Here is a 23,940-nt window from a genome sequence, read left to right as displayed (position 1 = left end):
AGGGGAGGCTGTCTGTGTGGGATCTGGTAGTGGTGGGAGCCGGGCCGGCGGGGGCCTCGGCAGCGCTCGGGGCGCTGGCCGCGGATCCGAGCTTGTCGGTTCTGTTGCTCGACCGGCACGAGTTCCCCCGGGACAAGGCCTGCGGTGACGGTATCGCCCCGCACGTGCTCGACCTGCTGGCCGGTGTCGGGGTCACCGGGATCCTCGACGACTGGACCCCGGTCCGGCGGTTCGTGCTGAACCGGGGTGCTGTCGGAGTGGACCGCGAGCTGTCCCGGCCGACCTGGGTCGTTCCGCGCACCGTCTTCGACCAGCGGCTAGTCGAGGCCGCGCGGACGGCCGGTGCGCAGTTCGTCCGCCGCCGGGTCCGCGGCCTCGCGATCCGGCCCGGGTCGGTCGGCGTCGACGACCTGGACGCCCGCTTCGTGGTCGGAGCCGACGGCGCGCATTCCGTCGTACGGCGGGAGCTCGGGCTGAAGGCGGGGCCGGTGGCACTCGCGATCCGCGGATACGCGCCGACGCCGCCGGACCGGGCGGCGAGCCAGGTGATCGCGTACGGGCCGGGGCGGCAGCCGTCGTACGCGTGGTCCTTCGACCGTGGCGACGGCTGGTCGAACGTCGGGTACGGCGAACTCCTGGCCGGCGCCCGGCCGACGCGTACCGACCTGCTGGACCATCTGGACAAGCTGCTTCCGGGAGCGACCGAGGGCGGGGAGTCGTGGTGGGGCCACCATCTCCCGCTCGCCGGCTGGTCGTGGCGGCCGCGCGGCGGGCCGGTGCTGCTTGCCGGCGACGCGGCCGGGCTGATCAACCCGATGACGGGGGAGGGCATCTATTACGCGGTCGCGACCGGACTGCTCGCCGGGCGCGCGATCGCCGACGCCCTGCGCGCGGGCAGCTCGGACGCGGGGACGCCGTACCGTCGCTGCACGTCGCGGCTGCTGTCCCGGCATCTGCGCGACACCGCACTGGTCGCCCAGCTCAGCCGGTCGGACCGGATCCTCGACGCCGGGATCCGGGCTGCCGCGGCCGACCAGCACGTCTTCGACGACCTGGTCGAGCTAGGCCTCGCCGACGGCGGCCTGACCCGTCGTCTGCTCCGCACCATCCTGCCCTGAGGCCTTCAGCGCATAAGTAGCAGCATCGACGACCCGCTCGACCGGCCAACCGAGCCGGCTCGCCACGTCCGGCGCGCGATCCGCCTGCCAGAGAACGGCCAGCACCGCCAGGCAGTCCTGGAAGCCGGCGCCGCCCGACATGTCCTCGCTCAGCCGCTCGAAGAACTCCGCCATCTGCGTGAGCCGTTCGCCCGCCGGGGTGTCGCGCCCGACCAGCTCGACACCCTCAGCCGCGGTTTCCGCCCAGTTGTGGTTGGTCCGGGCGCTCACCTCCCACGCCTTCAGCCACACGTCCTCGGCGATCACGTAATGCTGGAGCCGCCGCACCGGGTCAGGCTCGCGGTACACCATCCCGACCCGCTCGAGGTAGCCGATCGCCTTCGAGATCGACGCCGGGCTGACCTTCAGCAGGCGGACGAGGTCGGCGGCCGTCAGTGTGCGCGAGTCGGACGTATAGAGCAGTGCGAGCACCCGCGAGGCCATCCGCGGCAGCCCGCCGTCGACCATCATCGTCGCGAACCTCTCGACGTACGCCTGCCGCGGCTCGACCGCTCGCGCCGCTGCCGCCCCGCCGTTCGCGACGGGGCGCCGCCGCCGGGCCCGGGTCGCGGTGGCGTAGTGCGCGTGGTCGGCCCGGTATCCGCCGGGGCCGCCGTTGCGGGCGACCTCCCGGCTGACGGTCGACGTCGGCCGTTGCAGGACCCGCGCGATCTCGGCGTACCCGAGACCGTCGGCCAGGCCCGCCGCGATGTCCAGCCGGTCCTGGTGACTCAGCCTGCCTCCGGGCATCGGCGTCCTCCACGCATTCACTGTCAGGTCATTGCAACGGATTGCGTTCTCTCGCAATCTCATTGCACAGAATGCCATGAATCACAGGGTTTCTCGACCGCATGATCGCGAGACATGATTGCCGGTCGAGTGAACGCAACGTAGCTTGCGGCGCATGGTGATGACAGTGGACGGCCTCCGGATGCGGTACGGCGACCGCGAGGTCCTGCAGGACGTGTCGTTCGACGCGCGGCCCGGCGAGGTGCTGGCGCTGCTGGGGCCGAACGGCGCGGGGAAGACCACGACGATCGAGATCCTCGAAGGCTTCCGGCTCCGGTCGGCGGTCCGGGTCGAGGTGCTCGGCGCCGATCCGGCCGCGGCCGACGAGCGCTGGCGCGCGCGGATCGGGATCGTGCTGCAGTCCTGGCGCGATCACGGCAACTGGCGGGTCCGTGAGTTGCTGCACCACCTCGGCACGTACTACGCGCCGTACGCGACACCGGCCGCGCCGCGCCCGTGGCCGACCGACGAACTGCTCGCCGCCGTCGGCCTGACCGCGTCCGCCGGGCAGAAGGTCAGGACGCTGTCCGGCGGGCAGCGCCGGCGGCTCGACGTCGCGATCGGGATCGTTGGCCGCCCCGACGTCCTGTTCCTCGACGAACCCACGACCGGCTTCGATCCGCAGGCCCGGGCGGAGTTCCACGACCTGGTCCGCCGGCTGGCCGCCGAGCAGGGTACGACGGTCCTGCTCACCACGCACGACCTCGACGAGGCGAGCAAGCTCGCGCAGCGGATCGTCGTCCTCAGCGCCGGGCGCGTCATCGCGGCCGGCACGATCGCGCAGCTCACCGAGCTGATCGCGGGGGAGGACGAGGTCCGCTGGACCGTCGACGGCAGGCCGTTCCGCGAGTCGGCCTCCGACGCGACCGGATTCGTCCGGCGGCTGTTCGCGACCTACGGCGATGCGGTCCGCGACCTCGAGGTACGCCGGGCCTCCCTCGAAGACACCTACCTCACCCTCGTCCGGGAGCAGGCATGAAATCCGGTTGGCAGCGTGGACTGATCGAGCTGCGGCAGTCGTTCACCAACGGCCCCGAGTTGGTCAGTCACTTCCTCTGGCCGGTGCTGATGCTGGGCGCACTGTTCTTCCTCCGGCATCGCGACTTCGGCTCCACCGGGTTCCTGCTCGGTGCGCTCGCGCTGCCCAGCATCCTCGGGATGAACGCCGCGATGGGCATGGTCAGCATGAGTCAGCAGCTCACCGCCGATCGCGAGGACGGCACGCTGCTGCGGGCGAAGGCCATACCGAACGGTACGGTCTGCTACCTCGTCGGCAAGGTCGTGTCGGTCGCGGGCGGGCTCGTCGTGGACCTCGCGATCCTGCTGATCCCGGGCCTGGTGCTCGTCGACGGGCTGACGCTCGGGTCGGCGCACTGGTTCACGCTGGTCTGGGTCCTGGCGCTCGGCCTGGTCGCGACCCTGCCGATCGGCGCGATCCTCGGCTCGGTCTTCACCACCGCCCGGTCCCAGGGCCTGATCCAGTTGCCGATGCTCGGCCTGATCGCGGTGTCGGGCATCTTCTACCCGCTCGCCGCGCTGCCCGGCTGGCTCGCGGTCGTCGGCCAGCTCACGCCGGTCTATTGGATGGGCCTGGGCATGCGATCCGCGCTGCTGCCCGATGCGGCGGCCGTGGTCGAGGTCGGCGAGTCGTGGCGGCACCTGGAGACGGCCGCCGTGCTCGGCCTGTGGGCCGTCGCCGGATTGCTGGTCGCCCCCGTCGTACTGCGGCGGATGGCCCGGCGGGAGTCCGGCTCCAGGGTCGCCGAGCGTCGTGAGCGGGCGCTGCAGCGAGTCGCATGATGGACGTATGGATCAGATGCGGGTGTGGGCAGTGGATCGTCCCGGACCGATCGACGGCGCTCCGCTGAAGCAGATGCGTCGTACCGTCCCGGAGCCTGCCGCCGGTGAGGTCCTGGTGAAGGTAGAGGCGTGCGGGATCTGCCGGACGGACCTGCATCTGACCGAGGGTGACCTCGAGCCGAAGCGTCCCGGCGTCGTCCCCGGGCACCAAGCCGTCGGCACGGTGGTCGCAAGCGGCGCTGCCGACGACCGGCGGCCGGCGGCGACTCGGTTCGCGATCGGGGACCGCGTCGGGATCGCCTGGCTGCGCGGGACCTGCGGCGTGTGCGAGTTCTGCCGGCAAGGCGCCGAGAACCTCTGCCCGCGGTCGACGTACACGGGCTGGGACGCCGACGGGGGCTTCGCGGAATACGCCGTGGTGCCCGAGGACTACGCGTACGCGCTGCCGGCCGACCGTCCCGCGGCGGAGCTCGCGCCGTGGCTGTGCGCCGGGATCATCGGCTACCGCTCGTTGCTCCGCGCGAACCTGCCGCCCGGCGGCCGGCTGGGGATCTACGGGTTCGGGTCGAGCGCCCATCTCACCGCGCAGCTCGCGCTGGCCCAGGGAGCGGAGCTGTTCGTGATGACCCGCGGCGAGGGCAACCGCGCGCTCGCCCGGGAGTTGGGTGCCGCGTTCGTCGGCGAGACCGCGGACCGGCCGCCGGTGCCGCTGGACTCGGCGATCGTGTTCGCTCCGGCCGGCGACGTCGTCCCGTACGCGCTGGAGGCGCTGAAGCCGGGCGGGACCGCGGCGGTCGCCGGTATCTACCTGTCGGACGTACCGGCGCTGAACTACGAGCGGTACCTGTTCCACGAGCGCGACCTGCGCAGCGTCACCTCCAACACGCGTCGCGACGGCGAGGAGCTGTTCCGCCTGATCGCCCGCCTGCCGGTGACGGCCCACACGACGGTCGTCCCGTTCGACGCCGTCGATCGCGCCCTCGCGGACGTCGCCCACGGTCGCGCGAGCGGCTCACTGGTCACCTTGCTGGATTACTGAACCGGCGCGGCCCGGAGAGCGTTAGAACTGGGTGAAGATTCCAGCAGCCGGCGCAGCCCGACTTCAGGGCTGCCTGCTAGCTGCGTTAGATTTGATCAAATCTTACCGAGCTGCCAGGGAGCGTGAGTGTGCGTAGGTGCGAGCTGAACCGCCGTCCGCGGTCGGTCCTGGCTGCCGCACGCCCGCTGACCCGAGAGGGCGGCCGGTGCTGACCAAGGTCCTCGGCGCGGTGGGAGCGGTCCTGCTGATCGTCGGGGTGGTGCTCGCCGTCCGGCCGGTGCACGCCGGCGGGGACGCCTGCGGATCGGTCTTCCAGCCCGACAAGGGCATCACGCCGATGCAGTGCGACGCCCGCCTCGGCAGCCGCGGCACCCTGGTCGCCGGCTTCGGCGCCGGCGGCGTCGCCCTGCTCGTCACCGCCGTCTCGCTGACCGCGATCCGCGACCGCCGCACCCGCGTCACCTCCTGACCGTTCGCGCCGGGCCGGCCGGCTCAGGTGCGGACGATCGTGCCGAGCACCTCGTTCATCGCCTCCGTCGACGACGGGTGCGTGTAGATCGCGGTGCGCAGCTCGGTCGCGGTCACGTGGTGCCGCATCGCCAGCGCGACCGTGTTGATCAGCTCCTGCGCGTCGACGCTGAGCAGTGCGGCGCCGAGGATCTCGTCGGTGTCCGCGTCGAGGACGAACTTCATCGCCCCGCGGGTCTCCTCGACGATGTACGCCCGCGGCATCGCCACGATGTCGGCCACCTTCTCCATCGCGACCTTGATCCGGTGCCCGGCTGCCCGCGCCTCCCGCTCGGTCAGCCCGACGGTCGCCAGCGGCGGTGACATGAACAGCGTCCGCGGTACGGCGACCCGGTCGGCGGTGGAGCGCTTGCCCTCGCCCAGCAACTACACGGTCGCGTCCGGCGCCGGCGTCCTGCTGCTGCGGAGCCTGCCGGATCCGCTCGTGGTGTCGTTCGACGAGGCCGAGGGGCCGGTCCGTACGCTCGCCGTGCTGATGCGTGCCGAGGCCCTCGACGAGGGGCCCGGTACGGCGGCGGTCCTGGACGCGCTGTGCGCCGCGCTGTTCGCGATGATCCTGCGCCGCGACGGGCTGTCCGGCAGCCCGTCGTGGACCGCGATCGCCGATCCGCGGATCGCGGCGACGGTCGAGGCGGTGCTGCGGGATCCGGGCGCCGACTGGACGCTCGAGCGCCTCGCCGCGACGGCTTCGATGTCCAGGGCAACCTTCGTCCGGCACTTCGGCCGGCAGACCGCGACCCCGGTCGCCGCGTTCGTGACCGGGCTGCGGATGATGGTCGCGGCCGACCTGCTGACCGACCGGGACCTGACCGTCGCGACGGTGGCCGGCCGGGTCGGCTACCGGTCGGAGTCGGCGTTCTCCCGCGCCTTCCGGGAGGCGACCGGATCGACCCCCGGACGGTACCGTCGGGAGACTTCTTGACCTTCACACCGTGTCAAGCCGGAAGGTGGCTGCATGTTCACCATCGGAGACTTCGCGGCGTTCGGGCAGGTGTCCGCGCGGATGTTGCGGCACTACGACGCGCTCGGGTTGCTGCGGCCGGCCGTGGTCGACCAGGCGACCGGGTACCGGTACTACTCGGCCGACCAGTTCAGCCGGCTGAACCGGATCGTCGCGCTCAAGGATCTCGGCTTCAGCCTGCAGCAGGTCGGTGAGATCGTCGACGCCAAGCTGTCGGCGGAGGAGCTGCGCGGCATGCTGCGGCTGCGGCAGGCCCAGCTCGAGGACGAGCTGGCCCGCAGTGCGGCCCGGCTGACGAGCGTCGAGGCGAGGCTCCGGCTCATCGAGAGGGAAGGTCACATGTCCACCGACGACGTCGTCCTGAAACACATTGCCGCGACCCGGGTCGCCGAACTGTCCGCGATCTCACCGAGCTACGACGGTGCGGACATCGGCCCGGTGCTCCAGCCGCTGTTCGGCCAGCTCTTCGAACGCCTCGGCGCGGCCGGCGTCGACCCGTGCGGGTCGCCGGTCGCCTACTACGAGGACGCCGGCAACGAGACGATCCGCGTCCATGCCGCCGTACCCGTCGGCAAGGGTACGGCGGCGGACGTCGACATCCTCGAGCTCCCGGAGCTCGCCCAGGCCGCCACGATCGTCCACCAGGGCGACATGATGGAAGCCGATCGCAGCATGCAGACGCTGGCCCGCTGGATCGAGGACAACGGCTACCGCAGCCAGGGCTACGCCCGGGAGGTCACGCTCCAGTTCGACATGGACAACCCGGCGAACTGGGTGCACGAGTTCCAGATCCCGGTCACAAGGTCAAGCTGACCGTCGCGAACGAGTGCGGCGGCAGCGTCACCCGCAGGCCGCGCGGCTCCGGTTCCACCTCGAGCGGAACCGGGGCCACCGCGTCCGGTGCGGCGACGGTGTTGTGCGTCTGCGGCTTCGATGCCGTCAGCAACCGTCCCGACGACTCCCACGACGACGCGCCGCGCAGGTCGAGGACGACGTCGAGCGCCGCCTCCGGATCGAGGTTGCTGAGCGACACCAGCGCCCGCCCGTCCTTCACCGACGCCGACGCCGAGACCAGCTGCATCGCCGTACCGTCGAGATCGTAGGTGCGGCCCTCGACCACGTGCACCGGCAGCGCCTGCGCGTCCTGGTGTGCCTTGTTCATCTCGAAGACGTGGTACGTCGGCGTCCGCACCAGCCCACCGTCGTCGTCGGTGAGCAGCATCGCCTGCAGAACGTTGACGGTCTGCGCGATGTTCGCCATCACCAGCCGCTCCGCGTGCCGGTGGAACACGTCGAAGTGCAGGCTCGCCACGAGGGCGTCCCGCATCGCGTTCTGCTGGTACAGGAATCCGGGGTTCGTGCCCGGCTCCACGTCCCACCAGGTGCCCCACTCGTCCAGCACCAGGCCGATCTTGCGCTCCGGGTCGTACGCGTCCATCAGCGCCGAGTGCGCGCGGATGACCCGCTCGATGTCCTGCGCCTTGGCCAGCGTCCGGTAGTAGTCCTCCAGGCCGAACTCGGTCGCGCTGCCCTTGTGGTCCCAGGTCCCGGCGACCGTGTAGTAGTGGATCGAGATCGCCTGGAAGATGTTCTTCGGGTCCCGCCCGCAGCCCAGGCAGCTGACCGCCTTCAGCAGCGCCTCGGTCCAGGCCAGGTCGTCGTCCGACGCGCCCGCCGCGATCCGGTACAGCTTGTTGTCGCCGTGGTCCTTCAGGAACGTGGCGTACTGCCGCGCCAGGTCGGCGTACGCCTCGGCGCGCAGGTTGCCGCCGCAGCCCCACGCCTCGTTGCCGATGCCCCAGAACGGCACCCGCCACGGCTCGTCGCGCCCGTTCGCCTTCCGCAGCCGCACCATCGGGCTGTCGCCGTCACGGGTCAGGTACTCGACCCATTCGCTCATCTCGCGCACGGTCCCGCTGCCCACGTTCCCGTTGACGTACGGCGCCGCGCCGAGCAGTTCGCACAGCGCCATGAACTCGTGGGTGCCGAAGTGGTTGTTCTCCTCGACGTTGCCCCAGTGCGTGTTCACCATCGACGGCCGGTCCGCCTTCGGGCCGATGCCGTCCTTCCAGTGGTACTCGTCCGCGAAGCAGCCACCCGGCCAGCGCAGGTTCGGGATGTTCAGCGCCCGGAGCGCCTCGACGACGTCCAGCCGGATCCCGCCCTCGTTGGGGATGTTCGAGTCCTCGCCGACGTAGAAGCCGCCGTAGATGCACCGGCCGAGATGCTCGGCGAAGTGGCCGTACAGGTGCCGGTTGATCGTCGGTCCGGGGACGTCGAGGTCGATCACGACCCGTGCTTCAGGCATGGAGCCCTCCTCGTTCTTTACAGTTGGCCGCATGGGCAAGCCGTCTGGCGTGGTGACGATGGCCGATGTCGCCCGGTACGCCGGGGTGTCGACGATGACGGTGTCGAACGTGATCAACGGCCGGCCGCGGGTCGGGCCGGAGACCCGGGAGCGGGTGCTGGCGGCGATCGGCGAGCTCGGGTACCAGGTGAACCTGGCGGCCCGGCACCTGCGCGCCGGCCGCACCGGCGTCGTCGGCCTGGCCGTGCCCGAGCTGGAGCGCCCGTACTTCGCGCAGCTGGCCGGCCGCCTCGCCGACCGGTTCGACGCGCACGGCCTGCGGATCGTGACCGAACGCACCGGCGCCAGCCGGGAGGGCGAGCTGGACGCGGTCGCGTTCTCGCGGCTGCGGATGTACGACGGGCTGATCCTCAGCGTAGTCGACATCGACCCGGCCGAGCTGGGCCAGCTCCGCACCGACGCGCCGGTGGTGATGATCGGGGAGCGGGCGCTGCCGTCGCGCTTCGACCACGTGATGATGGACAACGTCGACGGCGCCCGCCAGGCCGTCGCGCACCTGCTCGCGACCGGCGCGCACCGGGTCGCGATGATCGGCGGCGATCCCGGCGGCTCCGCGACCATGCCCGCGCTCCGCGCCGAGGGCTACCTGCTGGCGCACACCGAGGCCGGCGTACCGGTCGATCCGGAGCTGAACGTGCGCTGCTCGTACGGCCTGCGGGACGGGTACGACGCGATCCGGGCGCTGCGCGACCGCGGCATCGCGTTCGACGCGGTGTTCGCGCTGACCGACGTGGTGGCCATGGGTGCGCTGCGGGCGCTCGCCGACGCCGGACTGCGGGTGCCGGACGACATCCAGGTGGTCGGCTTCGACGACATCGACGAGGCGGCGTTCCTGGTGCCGTCGCTGTCCACGGTCAATCCCGGCCACGACGAGATGGCCGACGCGATCACCAGGCTGCTGACGGCACAGCTCGGCAGCCCGGGCGGCGAGCCGAAGGAACTCGTCGTACCCGCGCAGCTCGTCCTGCGTGGCACGACGAAGCCGTCGGCCTGAGATCCACTGTCGCCGCACGCCAGTAGGTATATCGATAAACATCCAGACTGACAAGGCCCCGCGATCCGCGGGGCCTCGTCAGTCAGCTCGGCAGTGCGTCAGACCAGCAGCTTGGCGACCTCGGACAGTTGGTCCTCGGTCAGCGGGCCGAACTCCATCGCGCGGGCGTTCTCCTCGGCCTGCGCGACGGTCCGGAAGCCGGGGATCGGCACGGTCCGCGGGCTGCGTGCCCACAGCCAGGCGAGCGCGCCCTGCGCCAAGGTCCGGCCGTCGCTCTCCAGGACGTCGCGGATCGCGGACACCTTGTCCCACCACTCCGGCGCCGGTACGCCGCCGTCGTCGAAGTACCGCAGCCAGGACGGCGGCAGCGTGCGGATGTCCGCGCCGGTGGCCGGCCTGTTCGCGTCCCGGCGGCCGAGGATCCCCATGCCCAGCGGCGTCCGGTTGATGCTGGCCAGGTCCTCGCGCTCGCACAGCGCGAAGAAGTCCGGCGCGTCGTGCAGCACGCTCGCCTCGTGCTGGACCGCGGTGCAGTGCTCGCCCTGCGCGAAGAGCTCCGCGCTGTGCACCGTGTCGGTGCTCCAGGCGTAGCCGCGGATCAGCCCTTCGCGGACCAGTTCCTCGCAGGCCTCGCGCAGCGGCAGCGCGATCTCGTCGGTGGTGTCGAAGTGCAACTGGTACAGATCCAGGTAGTCGGTGCCCAGTCGCTCGAGGGACGCCCGCACGGCCTTGTGGACGTACTCCGGGGTGCTGTCCTGGTGGTGCATGACCCGGGTCGACTCGTCGAACGTGTTGCCCCACTTGGTGGCGATCACCACCTGGTCGCGGATCCCGTCGAGGGCCCGGCCGAGGACGCGCTCGCTGTGGCCGGCGCCGTACACGTCCGCGGTGTCGAAGAACGTCACGCCGAGCTCGACCGCCCGGCGGATCGCCCGCACCGACTCCTCGTCGTCGACCTCGCCCCAGCCGAGCGGTTCACCGGCGGGGTTGCTGAACGGCCCGCCGATCGCCCAGCACCCGAACCCGACCGGGCTGACCTCGATTCCTGCTCGTCCCAACGTGCGCATATCCATGCTCTCGAGCCAACCATCGCGGCACTCATCCGTCCAATGAATCTTCTGAGTAGATTTGATGCACTCAGTGCATATAACAAAATTGACCCCTTTACCTACCATTAGCTGTTAGGTAACCTTCCTAACAATTCTGGCTCCGCGCCCCCGGAGGGATCTCATGAGACTGCGCATGCTCGCGCTGGTGTTACCCGTCGGCCTGCTCGCCGCGCTGGGCGGCTCTGCCGCCAGCGCCCGGATGAACGCCGACACCCTGCTGTCGCAGGGCAGACCCGTGCTCGCCTCGAGCGTCGAGGACGACACCCTGACCGCTGCGAAGGCGGTCGACGGCAGTACGTCGACCCGCTGGGCCAGCGCCGAAGGCGTCGATCCGCAGTGGATCCGCGTCGACCTCGGTCAGCCGGCCGCGGTCGGCCGGGTCAAGCTGAACTGGGAGGCCGCGTACGCGAAGGCGTACCGGATCGAGGTCTCCGACAACGGGACCGACTTCACCACGGTCAAGGAAGTTGCGGATGGCAACGGTGCGACCGACGACCTGACCGGCCTGCAGGCGCACGGCCGGTACGTGCGGCTCGTCGGCACCAAGCGCGGCACGTCGTACGGGTACTCGCTCTGGGAGATCCAGGTCTACGGCACGGCCGACTCGAGCGGCGACACCCAGGCGCCGACTGTTCCGTCCGGTCTGAAGAGCACCGGCGTCACGGGGACTTCCGTGGCCCTCAGTTGGACCGGCTCGAGCGACAACGTGGGCGTCAGCGGGTACGACGTTCTGCGCGGCGGCACGGTGGTCGCGACGACGCCGGGCACGCAGTACAACGACACGGGGCTGACCGCGAACACGGCGTACACGTACTCGGTGCGCGCCCGCGACCTGGCCGGGAACGTGTCCGCGGCGAGCGCGCCGATCACGGTGACCACCAGCGCCGGCGGCACCGGGAGCTTCGTGCTCGCGGCGGCGGGGGACATCGCGGACCGCTGCACGGCGTCCGACTCCGACTGCATCCACCCGAAGACCGCCAACCTGGTTCAGGCGATGAACCCGGCCGCGGTGATCACGATGGGCGACAACCAGTACGACGACGCGCACCTGTCGGACTTCCAGAACTACTACGCGAAGACCTGGGGGAAGTTCAAGGCCATCACGCACCCGATCCCGGGCAACCACGAGACCTACGACGACACGCCGTTCGAGGGATACCACGACTACTTCGGGTCGATCGCGACGCCGCAGGGCAAGAACTACTACAGCTGGAACCTCGGCAACTGGCACTTCGTCGCCCTCGACTCGAACGACTTCGTCAAGGAAGAAGGGCTGGCCGAGCCGGCGCAGCTCACCTGGCTGAAGCAGGACCTCGCGAACAACACCAAGGGCTGCATCGCCGCGTACTACCACCACCCGCGGTTCAGCTCCGGTGACCACGGCGACAACGCGGACGCCGATCCGCTCTGGCAGACGCTCGTGTCGGCGAAGACCGACCTGGTGCTGAACGGCCACGACCACCACTACGAGCGCTTCGTGCCGCAGAACGCGGACGGCGACAAGGACGCGAACGGGCCGGTGCAGATCATCGGCGGTATGGGCGGCGCGCCGCTGTACCCGGTGCACGCCGCGCATCCGGCCACCGCCAAGATCATCTCGGACTTCGGGGTGCTGAAGCTGTCGATGACCGACAGCACGTTCGCCACCCAGCTGGTCGGGCTGGACGGCGACGTGCTCGACAGCAGCCCGACGTACAGCTGCCACTGATGTACCTGGCATCCGTCGGCCCGCTGCGGGCGCCGCTGCGCCGGGTCCCCGGGAATGTCGTTGCCTTGGGCATCGTCAGCCTGGTGACCGACGTGTCGGCCGAGATGGTGACCGCGATCCTGCCGATGTACCTGGTCTTCGGGCTCGGGCTGAACCCGCTGCAGTTCGGCCTGCTCGACGGCCTGTACGCCGGGGCCACCGCCGTACTGCGGCTGGCCGGCGGACATGTGGCCGACCGCTGGCGACGGTTGAAGGCCGTCGCCGGCGTCGGCTACGCCCTCTCCGCGGTCGCGAAACTCGGCTTCCTCGCCGCCGGGTCCTCGGTCCCCGCGATCGGCGCGGTCCTGGCCGCGGACCGCGCCGGCAAGGGAATCCGCACAGCACCCCGGGACGCCCTGATCTCCCTGAGCAGCGAGCCGTCGACCATGGGCCAATCCTTCGGCGTACATCGAGCCCTGGACACCGTAGGAGCCTTCCTGGGCCCCTTGGCCGCAACCCTCGTCCTCTGGTCCAGCCTCAACAACTACAACGCAATCTTCGTCACCAGCTTCGCCCTGGCCACCTCCGCCGTCCTCCTCCTGACTACCTTCGTCCAAGACCACCAGCCGTCAGCTCCCGCCAAGGGCGTGCCTACCGCCGCCGGGGCGCCGGAGGCGCCAGCTGCCGCTGGCCTGCCTGCGTCCCGTGCCGCCACGGGCGTGCCTGCCCCGGTCTCTGCCACCGGGGTGCCGAACGCGTCGCCGGCCGCGGGCGTTGCTCCGTCCCTCCCGCCCGCCCGGAGGGCGGGCTCGGTGGTGGGTTTGCTGGGGGACGCCGAGTTTCGGAAGTGTTGTTTGTGGGCGGCTGCGTTGGGGTTGTTCACGATTACCGACTCGTTTGTCTACCTTGCGGTGCAGCGTCGTTGGGATATTGATGCTGGGCTGTTTCCGTTGCTGCCGTTGGGGACTGCTGGGACCTTTCTGTTGCTTGCGATTCCGCTTGGTCGGCTGGGTGATCGGGTCGGGCGGTGGAAGGTCTTCATCGGCGGGCATCTTGCGCTGGTGATCGCGTTGCTCCTCGTGGCCGGCCCGGTCGGCAACTGGTGGCTGGTGCTTGTGTTGCACGGCGGCTTTTATGCCGCGACTGATGGCGTGCTGCCGGCCGCGGTCGGCCCGCTCCTCCCGGAGCACCTCCGTGCGAGCGGGCTCGCCGTACTGCAGACCGGTCAGGCGCTGGCCCGCATGGCCGCCGCCGTCACCGTCGGCCTGCTCTGGACCCTCTGGGACCTCCGCCCCGCGCTGCTGACCTTCACCGCCGGCCTGCTGGCGGTCACGCTGGCGGCGGCCGTCCTCAAACCACTGGAGGTACGCCGATGAAGCGCCGGCTACTCGTCACCGCGATCGGCATCCTCGCCCTCCTCGGCGGCGCGATCACCTACGTCGCTCACGCCCGCGACGGCGGCGCCGCCGAGAACGCCGTACCGGTCGTCACGGGGCAACCGATGCGGCTCGACGGCAGGACGCTGTACTTCCGCAACCTCGCCGACGGACCGGACACCGGCAAACTGGCCGCCGTACCCACGGACGACCCAGGGACCGCCCGGCGGGTAGGGGAGCTGCACTGCGACCGGTTCGCCGCCGCACACGGAACCGCGATCTGCCTGCGGCTGAAGCCGAACTCGCTCCCCGCGCTGACCGAGATGATCGTGCTCGACGCCGACCTCCGCGAGCGCCACCGCGAGACCCTGCCCGGTACGCCGAGCCGGGCGCGGGTCTCGCCGGACGGACGGATCGTGAACTGGACGATGTTCGTCACCGGCGACTCGTACGCCGCCAGCGGGTTCTCGACCCGCACCGGACTGTACGAGGTGGACACCGGGCGGCTGGTGAAAACGATCGAGGAGCTCGCGGTCTTCGTCGGCGGGAAGCGCTACTTCGCGTCGGACGTCAACTACTGGGGCATCACCTTCGGCGCCGACGGCAACCGTTTCTACGTGACGATGGCGAGCAAGGGCAGGACGTACCTGATCGAGGCCGACTACCGCGCGTACCGCGGCACCGCGATCGCCGAGAACGTCGAGTGCCCGTCCCTCTCACCCGACGGCCGCCGGATCGCCTACAAGCAGAAGAACCCCGACGGCACCTGGCGCCTGGCCGTCCTGGACCTCACCACCCGCCGCATCACCCACCCCGCCGAGGACCGCCCGATCGACGATCAGCCGCTCTGGCAGGGCAACGCCACCCTCCTCTACCCGATCCGCAACTCCGACAACACCCTGGACGTCTGGTCCGTCGGCCTGACCACCCCCGCCAAACTCCTGATCCCGAAAGCCACGAGCCCGTCCTTGACCTAGCTTGCCCACTCACCTGGAGGGTTGCCCCCTCGAATTTCCAGCGGGCAACCCTCCAGTTCGGGGGACAGCCCCTGAGTTGGATGTGCTCAACTGGAGCGGCGGGAAGATCGCTGACATGGATTGTCAGGGTTTGCTGGCACTGTCGGCCGGGTGATTTCTCGACCCCAGCTGCTGCTGCCGGCAGCCTTCATCACCTCCCTCGGCAACAACATCCAACTGCTCGGCGCCGCGCTGCTGCTGGTCCGCGCGCAGGGCTCGATGCTCGATGTCGGCTGGCTGTTCATCGCGGTCGCGGTGCCGCAGGCTGTGCTGTCGCCGTACTTCGGCCGCCTCGCCGACCGCTTCGACCGGCGCCACCTGTGGGTCGGCTGTGATCTCGCCGGCGCGGTGGCCGCGCTGGCTCTCCCGCTCGGTCTCGCGCTCGGGGTGTCCCAGCAACCGCTCGTCTACGCGACCAACTTCGCCTTGGCCGTCATCGCCGCCCAGTTCACGCCGGCGAGCGCGGCGCTCATCCGCGAGCGGGTGCCGGCCACACACCTGCGCCGCTTCAACGCGCACTACGAGATCGCCCTCCAGTGCGGCATGCTGCTGTCCGCGTGTGTCGGGGGAGTCGCCCTCCAGTACTTCGGTCCGGAGCCGCTCTTCGCGTTCAACGCCCTGACCTTCGCGCTGTCCGCCGTACTGGTGTATCTGGCGGGAACCGCTCGCCGGCCGGAAGAGTTGCCGCCGGCAGCCACTCGCGCCGCGACGCGCTCAGGGATCCCGCTCGCGCCGCTGGCCGTCCTGTTCGGGCAAGGTCTCGTTGTCGTGACGGTCTTCAACGCCCTGCTGCCGGTCCTGCTGATCGGGGAGTGGCACCGCGGCCCGGCCCTGCTCGGCGTGGTGGATGCGTTGGGCGGAGCCGGGTTCCTGCTCGCCGCGGCCGTCTACCGCCGATCCGCCGCCCGCTTCGGTGACCTGAGACTCGCGATCGGCGCTCTGCTGATCTGTACGTCGTTGTTCGCGCTCCAGCCGCTCTTCGGCGTACCGGTGCTGATGGCGCTCGTGCCGCTGGGTGCCTTCCTGTTCGGGCAGGCGCGGATCGCGACGCGGGCGCTGCTGATGACGTCGGTGGACGAGTCGCGGGTCGGGCGCGCGTTCGGACTGGCCAACGGGTACGGGCTGGCCGCGACCGTCGTCGTCATGCTGGTCACCTCGGTCGTGACCGGCCGCTCCGACACCCGCTACGGCTTCGCGACCGTCGCCGCGATCAGCCTCCTCACCGCCGGGCCGGCCGCCGCCCGGATCGCGCGCCGCCGCTCGACGGTTCCGGAAGCAAAAGTAACAGCACTTATATAAGTGCTGTTATGATCGGCGCCATGGAGGATCCGACGGAGCAGAGTTTGTGGCGGCCGCTGCACGAGTTGCTGGGGAGGATGGATGCCGAGATCGGGCGGATCTACACCGATCGCGACATCAAAGGGCTGAAGCCGACCTACGTGCGGGAGCTGCTCCAGCTGCACCTCAGGGGACCGATGACGATCACCGAGCTCGCCGACGCGATCGGGCGGACGCACTCGGCGCTCAGTCAGAAGGTGGCCGGGATGCGCGCCGCAGGCCTGGTGCGGACCGTGCCGGGGGCGGACGCGCGGAGCAAGCAGGTCACGCTGACCGCCAAGTCGAAGAAGCTCGTCGAACTGCTGGCCGCCGAGTGGCGGGCCACCGAGGCCGCGATCGCCGAGCTCGAGGCGGAGCTGCCGTATCCGATGAGTCAGGTGGTCCGCGACGTCGAGGCGGCGCTGGCCCGGAAGAGCTTCCACGACCGCATCACGGAGAAGCTGCGGTGAAGCGGGCGCTCATCGATCTCGGCCCGCTGCGCGTGCTGACGTACCGGCGGTTGTGGATCGGCCAGGTGCTGTCGGCGTTCGGCGGTCAGTTGACCTTCGTCGCGGTGATGTTCCAGGTGTGGGACCAGACCGCGAGCCCGGCCTGGACCGGCGCGGTCGGGCTGGCGCAGGCGGTGCCGCTGATCGTGCTCGGCCTGTTCGCCGGCACGCTCGTCGACCGGTTCGAGCGGCGCCGGATCTACCTGGTCACCACGATCGCGCAGTTGCTCACCGCAACCGTCATGGCGAGTCAGTTGGTGATCGGCCGGGTCCCGGTCGGGGTACTGCTGGCGCTGGTCGCCGTCCAGGCGTCGTTCGGCGCGACCGCCGGACCTGTCGCGCGCACGGTGTTGCCGCAGCTGCTGTCGCGGGACCAGCTGGCGGCCGGGCTGGCGCTCAACCGGATCGGGTTCCAGGGCGCGATGCTGCTCGGCCCGGCGCTCGGCGGCGTGATCGTCGGCACCTGGGGTGTCGGCGTCTGCTACCTGGTCGACGCGCTGAGCTTCCTCGCCGCGCTGTACGGCGTCCTCGGGCTGCCGCGCCTGCGGATCACGGCCACCGCGAAGCCCGGACTGCGTGGGGTGTGGGACGGCCTGACGTTCATCGCCGCGACACCGGTGATCCGGGGCGCGTTGATCACCGACCTGGCCGCGACCGTGCTGTCGATGCCGATCAGCCTGTTCCCGGTGATCAACGCGGAGCGGTTCGGCAACAATCCGCGGACGCTCGGGTTGTTCCTGACCGCGATCGCCGTCGGCGGGGTGGCCGCGTCGTTGTTCTCCGGGTCGTTCACCCGGCTGCCGCGGCACGGCCTGGTGATGCTGTGCGGTTCGGCCGGATGGGGGATCGCGCTGCTGTTGTTCGCGTTCTCGCCGTCCGCCTGGCCGGCCTTGGCCTGCCTCGCGGTCGCGGGCGCCGCGGACACCGTCGCGGTCGTCTCGCGGAGCACGATCGTCCAGCTGCACACACCGACCGAGCTGCTCGGCCGGGTCAGCGCCGCCGAGCAGATCGTCGGCCAGGCCGGCCCTGATCTCGGCAACCTCCGTGGCGGCGTCGTCGCACAGCTGACCTCACCCGTCGTCTCGCTCGCGTCCGGAGCCTTGCTGTGTGTCGCGGCCGTCGCTGCGGTCGCCGGCACGACGCCGGGCCTGCGAGCCGCCGAAGAGCTCCCGGTTACGGACTGACGGTGCGGAAGCCGGCGTTGCCCATCGACGACTCCGGGGTGTTCGACGAGCGGGCGGCGTTGCGGTAGCGATTGCAGTACGAGTCGTGGCACAGGTACGAGCCGCCGCGCATCACCCGCGCCGCGCCGAGCGACGGGCCGTGCGGGTTCTCCGCCGGGGAGAACTTGTAGTAGCGCGGGCCGAACCAGTCCTCGCACCACTCCCAGACGTTCCCGACCATCTGCCACAGGCCGTAGCCGTTCGGCTCGAAGGTGCGCACCGGGGCGGTCGTCAGGTAGCCGTCCTCCTCGGTGTTCGCCCGCGGGAACTCGCCCTGCCAGATGTTGCACGGCCACGCGCCGTCGTCGCCGAGCAGCTCGTCGCCCCACGGGTAGCGGGCGCCTTCGAGACCGCCGCGGGCGGCGTACTCCCACTGGGCCTCGGTCGGCAGCCGGCGGCCGGCCCACTTGCAGTACGCGACCGCGTCGTTCCAGCTCACGTGGGTGACGGGATGGTCGTCGAGCCCGTCGAGATCGGATCGCGAACCGCCCGGGTGCCGCCAGTCGGCGCCGCGGACGCCGGCCCACCACGGGGTGCCGGACGCCGGGCCCATCACTTCGTCCGGCTCGGCGGCCAGCGCGAGGTGGAACACCGCGGAGTACCCGAAGGTCTCGGCCTCGGTCCGGTAGCCGGTCGCGTCGGCGAAGCGGGCGAAGTCGGCGTTCGTCACGCTGGTCGCGTCGATGCTGAACGGCGCCACCTCGACCTGGTGCACCGGCGTCTCACCGTCACCGGCGTTCTCGTCGCCGTTGCTGTTCCCCATCGCGAACGAGCCGCCGCCGAGCGCGATCTGCTCGATCCCGTGCTCACCGGCCGCGCTCGGCACGGAGGACCGGACCGGGAGGTCCAGCGGGACCCCGGTCCGGGCAGGCGCACAGCAGGACGGATGCTCGTCGCTCATGCCCGCCAGCTTAGTTCGCTGCTCCGGGCGCGAAGCTGCCTATCCGAGGCTCGGCGGTCCCTGCTCGATCCGCCGCAGGACGGGATCGAGGCGGTAGAAGTCGGTGCCGGTGATGAGCTGGCGCTCGTCCCACCAGGTCGCGCCCGCCTCGGCGAGCGGCTCGATCAGGGCGCGGGAGCGGACCGGGTCGGCCGGGCTGATGCCGCCGACGATCACGTCGTACGGCGTGCCCAGGTCCGCGCGCTGCTCGTTCACGAACGTGACCAGGTCGCGCAGCTCGTCGACCGGCGGGGCCTCGCCGTGGTTGGCGGTCTTGAACAGCGGTACGGCGCCGTCCCAGCGCGCCGCGCGGCGCATCGGGGCCTTGCGCGGCCAGTACCCGGCGATCCAGACCGGCGGCCGCGGGCGCTGGACCGAGGCGGGCAGCAGCTCCACGTCGTCGGCGCGGTAGTGCTCGCCGGCGTGGTTCACGCGGTCACCGGACCAGTACGCCGCCAGCAGGTCGAGGCCCTCGTCCAGCTTCGAGGCCAGCACCTTCGGGTCGGTCTCGTCGCCGAAGCTGCCGAACTCGTCGTCGATCGGCCCGCCGAGCCCCGCGCCGAAGATCACCCGGCCGCCGCTCAGCCCGTCGAGCGTGGCGACCTGCCGGGCGAGCTGCTCGGGCCGCCGCCGCGCGACCGGCGTGACCAGCGGACCGAGCTTGATCCGCGACGTCGCCAGCGCGGCCGCGGTCATCAGCATCCACGGGTCGCCGAACGGCTGCCCGCGCCGCCGCTCCTTGCTGTGCACCACATGGTCCCAGAGGAACAGCCCGTCCCACCCGGCCTGCTCGGCGGCCGTCGCCACCCGCGCGACGGTCCGGGCGTCCGCGAAATCCCCGAAGTTCGGGATGTTGACAGAAAAACGCATGATCACAACCGTAGTTCGACGAACGGAATGGTGTCGCCCGGCAGCAGGTACGTCTCCACCTCGACGAAACCGTGCGCCTTCGCGAACCGAAGGCCGTCCTCGTTGCTGGCCAGAATGTGCGTCTCGATCCGATCAGCCAGCGATCGTCCACGCTCCAGGCAGTGCTCGTAGATCGCCGTACCGAACCCGCGCCGCCGGTACGCCAGGAGCACCCGGGCGATCACCACCGCGGCCGGGGTCTCGTCCGACGGCGGGCGGACTGTGGAACACCCGACGAGGACGTCGCCGTCGTAGGCCACCTCGAGCACGTTCCGGGTCACCCGCTCGCGGATCTCCGCCACCGACAGCGGCGCCGTCGGGATGATCTCGTTGTGTACCCGCTGCCAGTCCAGCAGGGTCTGCTCGTCGCTGACCGGCACGATCCGAAGCTCGCTCACCCCGCAACCCAACAGCGGGTCGGGCCGCCGGTCAAACCGATTCAGGGCTGAAAATGGCCGGGGGAGTAGTAGCGTCCGTGTCGTGCGGATCCTCTTCGTCGGTAACAGCTTCACCTCCCGGAACAACCTGCCCGGCCTGCTGAAGGGCCTGGCCGCCGCGCGGGGAACCACGATCGAACACAAGCTGATCTCGGCCGGCGGCGCGTCCCTGCGGCAGCATCTCAACGCCGGCAAGGCGCTCGACGAGATCGCGAACGGCGGGTACGACACCGTGGTGCTCCAGGAGCAGAGCACGCTGCCGATCAAGAGCCCGGACCGCTTCCGCGAGAGCGCCCGTGACTTCGACGCGGCGATCAGCGCCGCCGGTGCGCGGACGGCGCTGTACCTGACCTGGGCGCGGCGGAACGCGCCGGAGACCCAGCGGGCGCTGACCGACGCGTACGGCGGCGCCGCGGCCGAGCTGGGTGCGACGCTCGTCCCGGTCGGGATGATCTGGGAACGCTTCCTCGCCGAGCACGACGAACCCGCACTCCACGACGCGGACAACAGTCACCCGGCGCTCGCCGGCAGTTATCTCGCGGCGTGCGTCTTCCTGATCGCCCTCCTCGCCGAGGACCCGGTCGGCATCGACGCCCCGGTGAAAGGTCTCGACGACGAAACCGCGGCCTTCCTCCGCCGGTCCGCGTGGGACATCTGCAGTTCTATTTAGCGTCGTGGAAGACGAGTCCGAGCGTATGGCGCTGTCCTGAGCGGATCGCGGACACACCGTGCCGGACGGGCGCGGCCGACCAGCCGCGCGCCGACTTCACCGGCCGGTCGCGGGTCGTGAAGACCAGCCCCTGGCCCTGCGGGATCAGCGTCGACGTACCCCGCGACTGCGCCCGCGGCCGCTGCTCGACCAGTAGGAACTCGCCGCCGGTGTGGTCGACGCCCGGGTCGTTCAGGTTGATGACGACCTGCAGCGGGAACACCTTGTCGCCGTACAGGTCCCGGTGCAGTGCGTTCCAGTCGCCCGCGCCGTACCGCAGGAGGATCGGCGTAGGTCGTTCCTGGCCGGCCCGATGGCACGCGTCCAGCCACTCGTCGAGCGTGTCCGGCCATTCCGCCTCCCGGCCGAGCTTCGCGTACCACTCGCGCGCGATCGGCAGCAGCCGCGGATACAGCGCCTGCCGCAACGACTCCACCGCCTCGGGGAACGGCCGGTCGAAGTACCGGTACTGCCCCTCGCCGAACCGGTGCCGTGCCATGTCGATCGTCGCCCGGAACCGCTGGACGTCGTCGTACAGCCCGGCGATCCGCGCACACTCGGCCGGCGTCAGCAGCTGTGGCAGCAGGGCACAACCGAGGTCGTCCACCTCCGCCGCCACGGCGTCCCAGTCGGCTCCGGCCACTCGTCGCTCGTACCTGTTCATACCTATGGAACGGTGCGGCTCCCGGTCGTGTGAGGGTAATAGACGCCGCCCTCGCCCCAGACGGACGGCAGCAGGAGCAGGCTGCCGTAGTGGTGCATCGCGATACCCGCGAACGAGGCAGAGGTCTCAGCCGCGTACACCTTGTCCAGCTCGGCTTCCATGTAGGTGCGACCTTCCTCGTAGAAGGTCACGGTCTCCGGATCGCCGGTCCCGGACAGGTCCTTGCTCTCCACCCCGATGACGACCGACAGCGGCTCGCCGTACGCGATCTCGTGGGCGGCGCGGGCCACGATCCCGGTCGCGGTCTCGGTGTAGTCCATGAGTGAGACGTAGTCGGTGAGGTCCTGCACGTGGTCGCTCAGCGGCGCGGTCTTCCCGTGCCACGTGATCGCCGTACAGCAGTCCGAGCTGTCGAACCAGAACGGGATCGCGGGCCCGACGAGCAGCTGCTGACCGGACGCATCGCGCAATCGCATGAACTGCTCCAGCAGATCGAGCCACACTGTCGGCAGCGTCGTGCCGGGCTCCTTCCACTGCGGCAACAGATACGGCTCGATGTCCACGTTCACCCCGTCGAACCGGGCATCGGCGGGTACGGCGAGGTTGTAGTCGAGCACCTTGGTGAACTCACTCACCGCGATGTGCTGGTACTGCGGCAACGCACCCAGGTACGGCGGAACCGTGCCGCCCGCGATCACCGCCTGCACGTGGTACCCGCGCCCGCGCGCCCACCGGACGAACGCCGCGACCCGGCCGCGCGAGTCCCGCAGCATGTCCCGGCCCTGGTACGCCGCGACGCCGACGTACACCGTCCGCACCGGATCCGAGCCGAACGTCGTGGTGTCGTCCATGACCCGGCCGAGCCGGTCCCGCGCCGCGCTGTCGAAGACGGCCGGGTACGAGTCCTGCTCCCACAGCCACATCGCCCGGTCTTGGGAGTATCGCTGCTGGGCCGGACGCACTGCGCCGCCAACCGCGACGTACGTGCTGGGCGACAGCCCGACCTGCCCGGTGACGTCGACCGCGCGTGCCTCCAGACCGGCGAACCCCTTCGCGGCGTCGAGGTGCACCCGATAGCCACCCGCCACCGGCTGAGCGATCCGCCAGGCGCCGCCGTTCACACGGGCCTCGACCCGTCGCAGCGGGCGACGCGAGTCCACCGCGATCGTCGCCGCGAACCGCGTCCCGCCGATCGCCGCGCCCATCTCCGGCGAGGTGATCGCGACCTTCGGCTTCGCCGCACCAGGGTTGTGCACGTCCACCGAGATGAACGGCGACCACTGGTTGTACAGCGTCTGCAGGTTCTTCCCGTGCGCCGCGAGACCGACCGTCCCGTCCACGCCACGGAGATCGACCGTCGCACTCCACGTGCCGGTCGCCGTGTCCATCGTCACCGGCACGGTCCGCTGCGCGTCGACGACCAACTGGATCCCCGACACGTCGCTGTACCGGCCGTGGACGGTGACCTGACCGGCGCTGTCGACGGGCGTGTCGATGGTGATCTCCGGCGTACCGACCTCGGCCGCGGCAGGCGTCACCGACCCGCCGGCGAGCACCAGTGCGAGGACCGCGACGAGGCGCCTCACACCTGTTCCAGCACGGTGATCGGGGCGAGCATGGTGGCGTCGTCGAGCGGTCGCTCACCGGTCTCGAGCATGTCGAGGAACACCTTCAGACCAGGGACGACGTACTCCGAGTCCAGCCGTACGTCGTGACTCACCAGCCCGGTGCGCCCGACGATCTCGGCGTGGAACGGCACCCGCCCGTCGTCCGTCGGCTTCACGAGTTGCAGGGTCACGAGCACCCCGCCGCACAGGTAGCGCACGACGACGGTGGAGCCGACCCGCTCGACGGTGACCGGCCCCGGCTCGCCGGGCGCGAGTCGCTGCGCCAGGTCGGCCGCGTGGATCCCGTAGAAGAAGATCCCGCTGTACTCGCTGTCCGGATCGGCCGGTCCGGTGACCGTGACGGCCTGGAGCTCACCCACCTCGGCGGCCGCGAGTGCATCGGCGTCCGCGACCCACCGCACCGCGGAGTACGACGTCACCGCCGCGCCACCACGCCGCGCCGCGTCCAGGATCGCCCGCGCATCCGCCGTACTCGCGGCCAGCGGCTTGTCCACCCACACGGGGATGCCGGCCTCCAGGAACGGTACGGCGTGCTCGGCGTGCAGCGCACCGTCCCGGTTGGTGACGATCAGCGCGTCGACGCTGCCGAGCAACTCCGCCGACGTCGGCACCACCTGGGTGACGCCGCCGGTCGCAGCGAGCTTGCGGTTGCGTTCGTCGTCCGCGCCGACCAGCGCGACGATGCGCGCCGTGTCCGCAACAGGGTCGACGTTCAGGTGCTCGACGATGTGGTCGGCGTGGCTGTTCTCGGTGCCGACGAGGGCGACGCGCAGCGGCATG

The 23,940-nt window shown here is 70.7% G+C and carries 25 protein-coding genes; 15 read left to right on the top strand and 10 right to left on the bottom strand.

Annotation, left to right across the window (positions count from 1 at the left end; all coding sequences use genetic code 11):
- Window positions 1-14 precede the first annotated feature (14 nt).
- A complete protein-coding gene (locus tag ABZW60_RS00895; protein ID WP_355472654.1) occupies window positions 15-1,118 on the top strand; it encodes an NAD(P)/FAD-dependent oxidoreductase in 1,104 nt (367 codons plus the stop codon).
- Here ABZW60_RS00895 and ABZW60_RS00890 read toward each other — a convergent pair.
- Window positions 1,062-1,907 carry a helix-turn-helix domain-containing protein gene (locus tag ABZW60_RS00890; RefSeq protein ID WP_355472652.1) on the bottom strand — a complete coding sequence of 282 codons (846 nt, stop codon included), beginning with the start codon at window positions 1,905-1,907 and terminating at the stop codon, window positions 1,062-1,064. The genes ABZW60_RS00895 and ABZW60_RS00890 overlap by 57 nt on opposite strands.
- 154 nt (window positions 1,908-2,061) lie before the next feature.
- On the opposite strand from ABZW60_RS00890, the gene ABZW60_RS00885 reads away from it, so the two are divergent.
- From ABZW60_RS00885 to ABZW60_RS00870, 4 genes are all read left to right on the top strand, one after another.
- A complete protein-coding gene (locus ABZW60_RS00885; protein ID WP_355472650.1) occupies window positions 2,062-2,925 on the top strand; it encodes an ABC transporter ATP-binding protein in 864 nt (287 codons plus the stop codon).
- Window positions 2,922-3,746, top strand: coding sequence for an ABC transporter permease (locus tag ABZW60_RS00880; RefSeq protein WP_355472648.1), 825 nt, complete (start codon window positions 2,922-2,924; stop codon window positions 3,744-3,746). Before ABZW60_RS00885 ends, ABZW60_RS00880 begins: the two co-directional genes overlap by 4 nt.
- A 7-nt stretch (window positions 3,747-3,753) precedes the next feature.
- Window positions 3,754-4,785, top strand: coding sequence for a zinc-dependent alcohol dehydrogenase family protein (locus tag ABZW60_RS00875; RefSeq protein ID WP_355472646.1), 1,032 nt, complete (start codon window positions 3,754-3,756; stop codon window positions 4,783-4,785).
- A gap of 205 nt (window positions 4,786-4,990) precedes the next feature.
- Window positions 4,991-5,254, top strand: a complete 264-nt coding sequence (locus ABZW60_RS00870; protein ID WP_355472644.1) for a hypothetical protein — start codon at window positions 4,991-4,993, stop codon at window positions 5,252-5,254.
- A gap of 23 nt (window positions 5,255-5,277) precedes the next feature.
- Here the strand turns inward: ABZW60_RS00870 and ABZW60_RS00865 are convergent, their stop codons facing one another.
- Entirely contained in the window at window positions 5,278-5,619 is a 342-nt protein-coding gene (locus ABZW60_RS00865) for a hypothetical protein (protein WP_355472643.1), read from the bottom strand.
- Between ABZW60_RS00865 and ABZW60_RS00860 the strand changes: the two genes are divergently transcribed.
- Both ABZW60_RS00860 and ABZW60_RS00855 read left to right on the top strand, forming a co-directional pair.
- Window positions 5,618-6,235 carry an AraC family transcriptional regulator gene (locus tag ABZW60_RS00860; protein WP_355472641.1) on the top strand — a complete coding sequence of 206 codons (618 nt, stop codon included), beginning with the start codon at window positions 5,618-5,620 and terminating at the stop codon, window positions 6,233-6,235. The two genes, ABZW60_RS00865 and ABZW60_RS00860, sit on opposite strands and share 2 nt — an antisense overlap.
- Window positions 6,236-6,268: 33 nt before the next feature.
- Window positions 6,269-7,087: a MerR family transcriptional regulator gene (locus ABZW60_RS00855; RefSeq protein ID WP_355472639.1), complete on the top strand. Its 819-nt coding sequence runs from the start codon at window positions 6,269-6,271 to the stop codon at window positions 7,085-7,087.
- Here the strand turns inward: ABZW60_RS00855 and ABZW60_RS00850 are convergent.
- Window positions 7,071-8,582: an alpha-L-arabinofuranosidase C-terminal domain-containing protein gene (locus ABZW60_RS00850; RefSeq protein WP_355472637.1), complete on the bottom strand. Its 1,512-nt coding sequence runs from the start codon at window positions 8,580-8,582 to the stop codon at window positions 7,071-7,073. The genes ABZW60_RS00855 and ABZW60_RS00850 overlap by 17 nt on opposite strands.
- A 31-nt stretch (window positions 8,583-8,613) precedes the next feature.
- On the opposite strand from ABZW60_RS00850, the gene ABZW60_RS00845 reads away from it, so the two are divergent.
- The gene (locus ABZW60_RS00845; RefSeq protein ID WP_355472635.1) at window positions 8,614-9,636 is read left to right on the top strand and encodes a LacI family DNA-binding transcriptional regulator; all 1,023 of its coding nucleotides are present in this window, start codon (window positions 8,614-8,616) and stop codon (window positions 9,634-9,636) included.
- A 98-nt stretch (window positions 9,637-9,734) separates the two neighbouring features.
- Here ABZW60_RS00845 and ABZW60_RS00840 read toward each other — a convergent pair whose 3' ends face one another.
- A complete protein-coding gene (locus ABZW60_RS00840; protein WP_355472633.1) occupies window positions 9,735-10,709 on the bottom strand; it encodes an aldo/keto reductase in 975 nt (324 codons plus the stop codon).
- Window positions 10,710-10,866: 157 nt separating this feature from the next.
- Here ABZW60_RS00840 and ABZW60_RS00835 point away from each other — a divergent pair, with 157 nt between their 5' ends.
- From ABZW60_RS00835 to ABZW60_RS00810, 6 genes are all read left to right on the top strand, one after another.
- Window positions 10,867-12,453, top strand: a complete 1,587-nt coding sequence (locus ABZW60_RS00835; protein WP_355472631.1) for a discoidin domain-containing protein — start codon at window positions 10,867-10,869, stop codon at window positions 12,451-12,453.
- 65 nt (window positions 12,454-12,518) lie between these two features.
- A complete protein-coding gene (locus tag ABZW60_RS00830; RefSeq protein ID WP_355472629.1) occupies window positions 12,519-13,808 on the top strand; it encodes an MFS transporter in 1,290 nt (429 codons plus the stop codon).
- The gene (locus ABZW60_RS00825) at window positions 13,805-14,785 is read left to right on the top strand and encodes a hypothetical protein (RefSeq protein ID WP_355472627.1); all 981 of its coding nucleotides are present in this window, start codon (window positions 13,805-13,807) and stop codon (window positions 14,783-14,785) included. The genes ABZW60_RS00830 and ABZW60_RS00825 overlap by 4 nt, the downstream gene beginning before the upstream one ends.
- Before the next feature lie 150 nt (window positions 14,786-14,935).
- Complete coding sequence (locus ABZW60_RS00820; RefSeq protein WP_355472626.1) at window positions 14,936-16,123, top strand: MFS transporter; 1,188 nt, start codon at window positions 14,936-14,938, stop codon at window positions 16,121-16,123.
- A gap of 20 nt (window positions 16,124-16,143) precedes the next feature.
- Window positions 16,144-16,611 carry a MarR family transcriptional regulator gene (locus tag ABZW60_RS00815; protein WP_355472624.1) on the top strand — a complete coding sequence of 156 codons (468 nt, stop codon included), beginning with the start codon at window positions 16,144-16,146 and terminating at the stop codon, window positions 16,609-16,611.
- Window positions 16,608-17,834: an MFS transporter gene (locus ABZW60_RS00810; protein ID WP_355472622.1), complete on the top strand. Its 1,227-nt coding sequence runs from the start codon at window positions 16,608-16,610 to the stop codon at window positions 17,832-17,834. The genes ABZW60_RS00815 and ABZW60_RS00810 overlap by 4 nt, the downstream gene beginning before the upstream one ends.
- Here ABZW60_RS00810 and ABZW60_RS00805 read toward each other — a convergent pair.
- The 3 genes from ABZW60_RS00805 to ABZW60_RS00795 are packed head-to-tail and all read right to left on the bottom strand — an operon-like array spanning window position 17,824 to window position 20,120.
- Window positions 17,824-18,774 (bottom strand): formylglycine-generating enzyme family protein, encoded by a 951-nt coding sequence (locus tag ABZW60_RS00805; RefSeq protein WP_355472620.1) that lies wholly within the window; start codon window positions 18,772-18,774, stop codon window positions 17,824-17,826. The genes ABZW60_RS00810 and ABZW60_RS00805 overlap by 11 nt on opposite strands.
- 39 nt (window positions 18,775-18,813) lie before the next feature.
- Complete coding sequence (locus tag ABZW60_RS00800) at window positions 18,814-19,683, bottom strand: LLM class flavin-dependent oxidoreductase (RefSeq protein ID WP_355472618.1); 870 nt, start codon at window positions 19,681-19,683, stop codon at window positions 18,814-18,816.
- 2 nt (window positions 19,684-19,685) lie between these two features.
- Complete coding sequence (locus ABZW60_RS00795) at window positions 19,686-20,120, bottom strand: GNAT family N-acetyltransferase (RefSeq protein WP_355472616.1); 435 nt, start codon at window positions 20,118-20,120, stop codon at window positions 19,686-19,688.
- Between the two features lie 82 nt (window positions 20,121-20,202).
- On the opposite strand from ABZW60_RS00795, the gene ABZW60_RS00790 reads away from it, so the two are divergent.
- On the top strand, window positions 20,203-20,829 hold the full coding sequence (locus ABZW60_RS00790; protein ID WP_355472614.1) for a hypothetical protein: 627 nt from the start codon (window positions 20,203-20,205) through the stop codon (window positions 20,827-20,829).
- Here the strand turns inward: ABZW60_RS00790 and ABZW60_RS00785 are convergent.
- From ABZW60_RS00785 to ABZW60_RS00775, 3 genes are read right to left on the bottom strand one after another with little or no spacing between them, the layout of a single operon-like run.
- Window positions 20,822-21,532: a 2OG-Fe(II) oxygenase gene (locus tag ABZW60_RS00785; protein WP_355472612.1), complete on the bottom strand. Its 711-nt coding sequence runs from the start codon at window positions 21,530-21,532 to the stop codon at window positions 20,822-20,824. The two genes, ABZW60_RS00790 and ABZW60_RS00785, sit on opposite strands and share 8 nt — an antisense overlap.
- Before the next feature lie 2 nt (window positions 21,533-21,534).
- Window positions 21,535-23,118 (bottom strand): hypothetical protein, encoded by a 1,584-nt coding sequence (locus tag ABZW60_RS00780; protein ID WP_355472610.1) that lies wholly within the window; start codon window positions 23,116-23,118, stop codon window positions 21,535-21,537.
- The gene (locus ABZW60_RS00775) at window positions 23,115-23,939 is read right to left on the bottom strand and encodes a Gfo/Idh/MocA family oxidoreductase (RefSeq protein WP_355472608.1); all 825 of its coding nucleotides are present in this window, start codon (window positions 23,937-23,939) and stop codon (window positions 23,115-23,117) included. The genes ABZW60_RS00780 and ABZW60_RS00775 overlap by 4 nt, the downstream gene beginning before the upstream one ends.
- Window position 23,940 lies beyond the last annotated feature (1 nt).

Origin of the sequence: Kribbella sp. NPDC003557, from assembly GCF_040610805.1 — a bacterium.
Lineage (GTDB): Bacteria > Actinomycetota > Actinomycetes > Propionibacteriales > Kribbellaceae > Kribbella.
The sequence above is the reverse complement of the archived record's forward strand: the minus strand, read 5'-3'. Positions and strand labels throughout refer to the sequence as shown.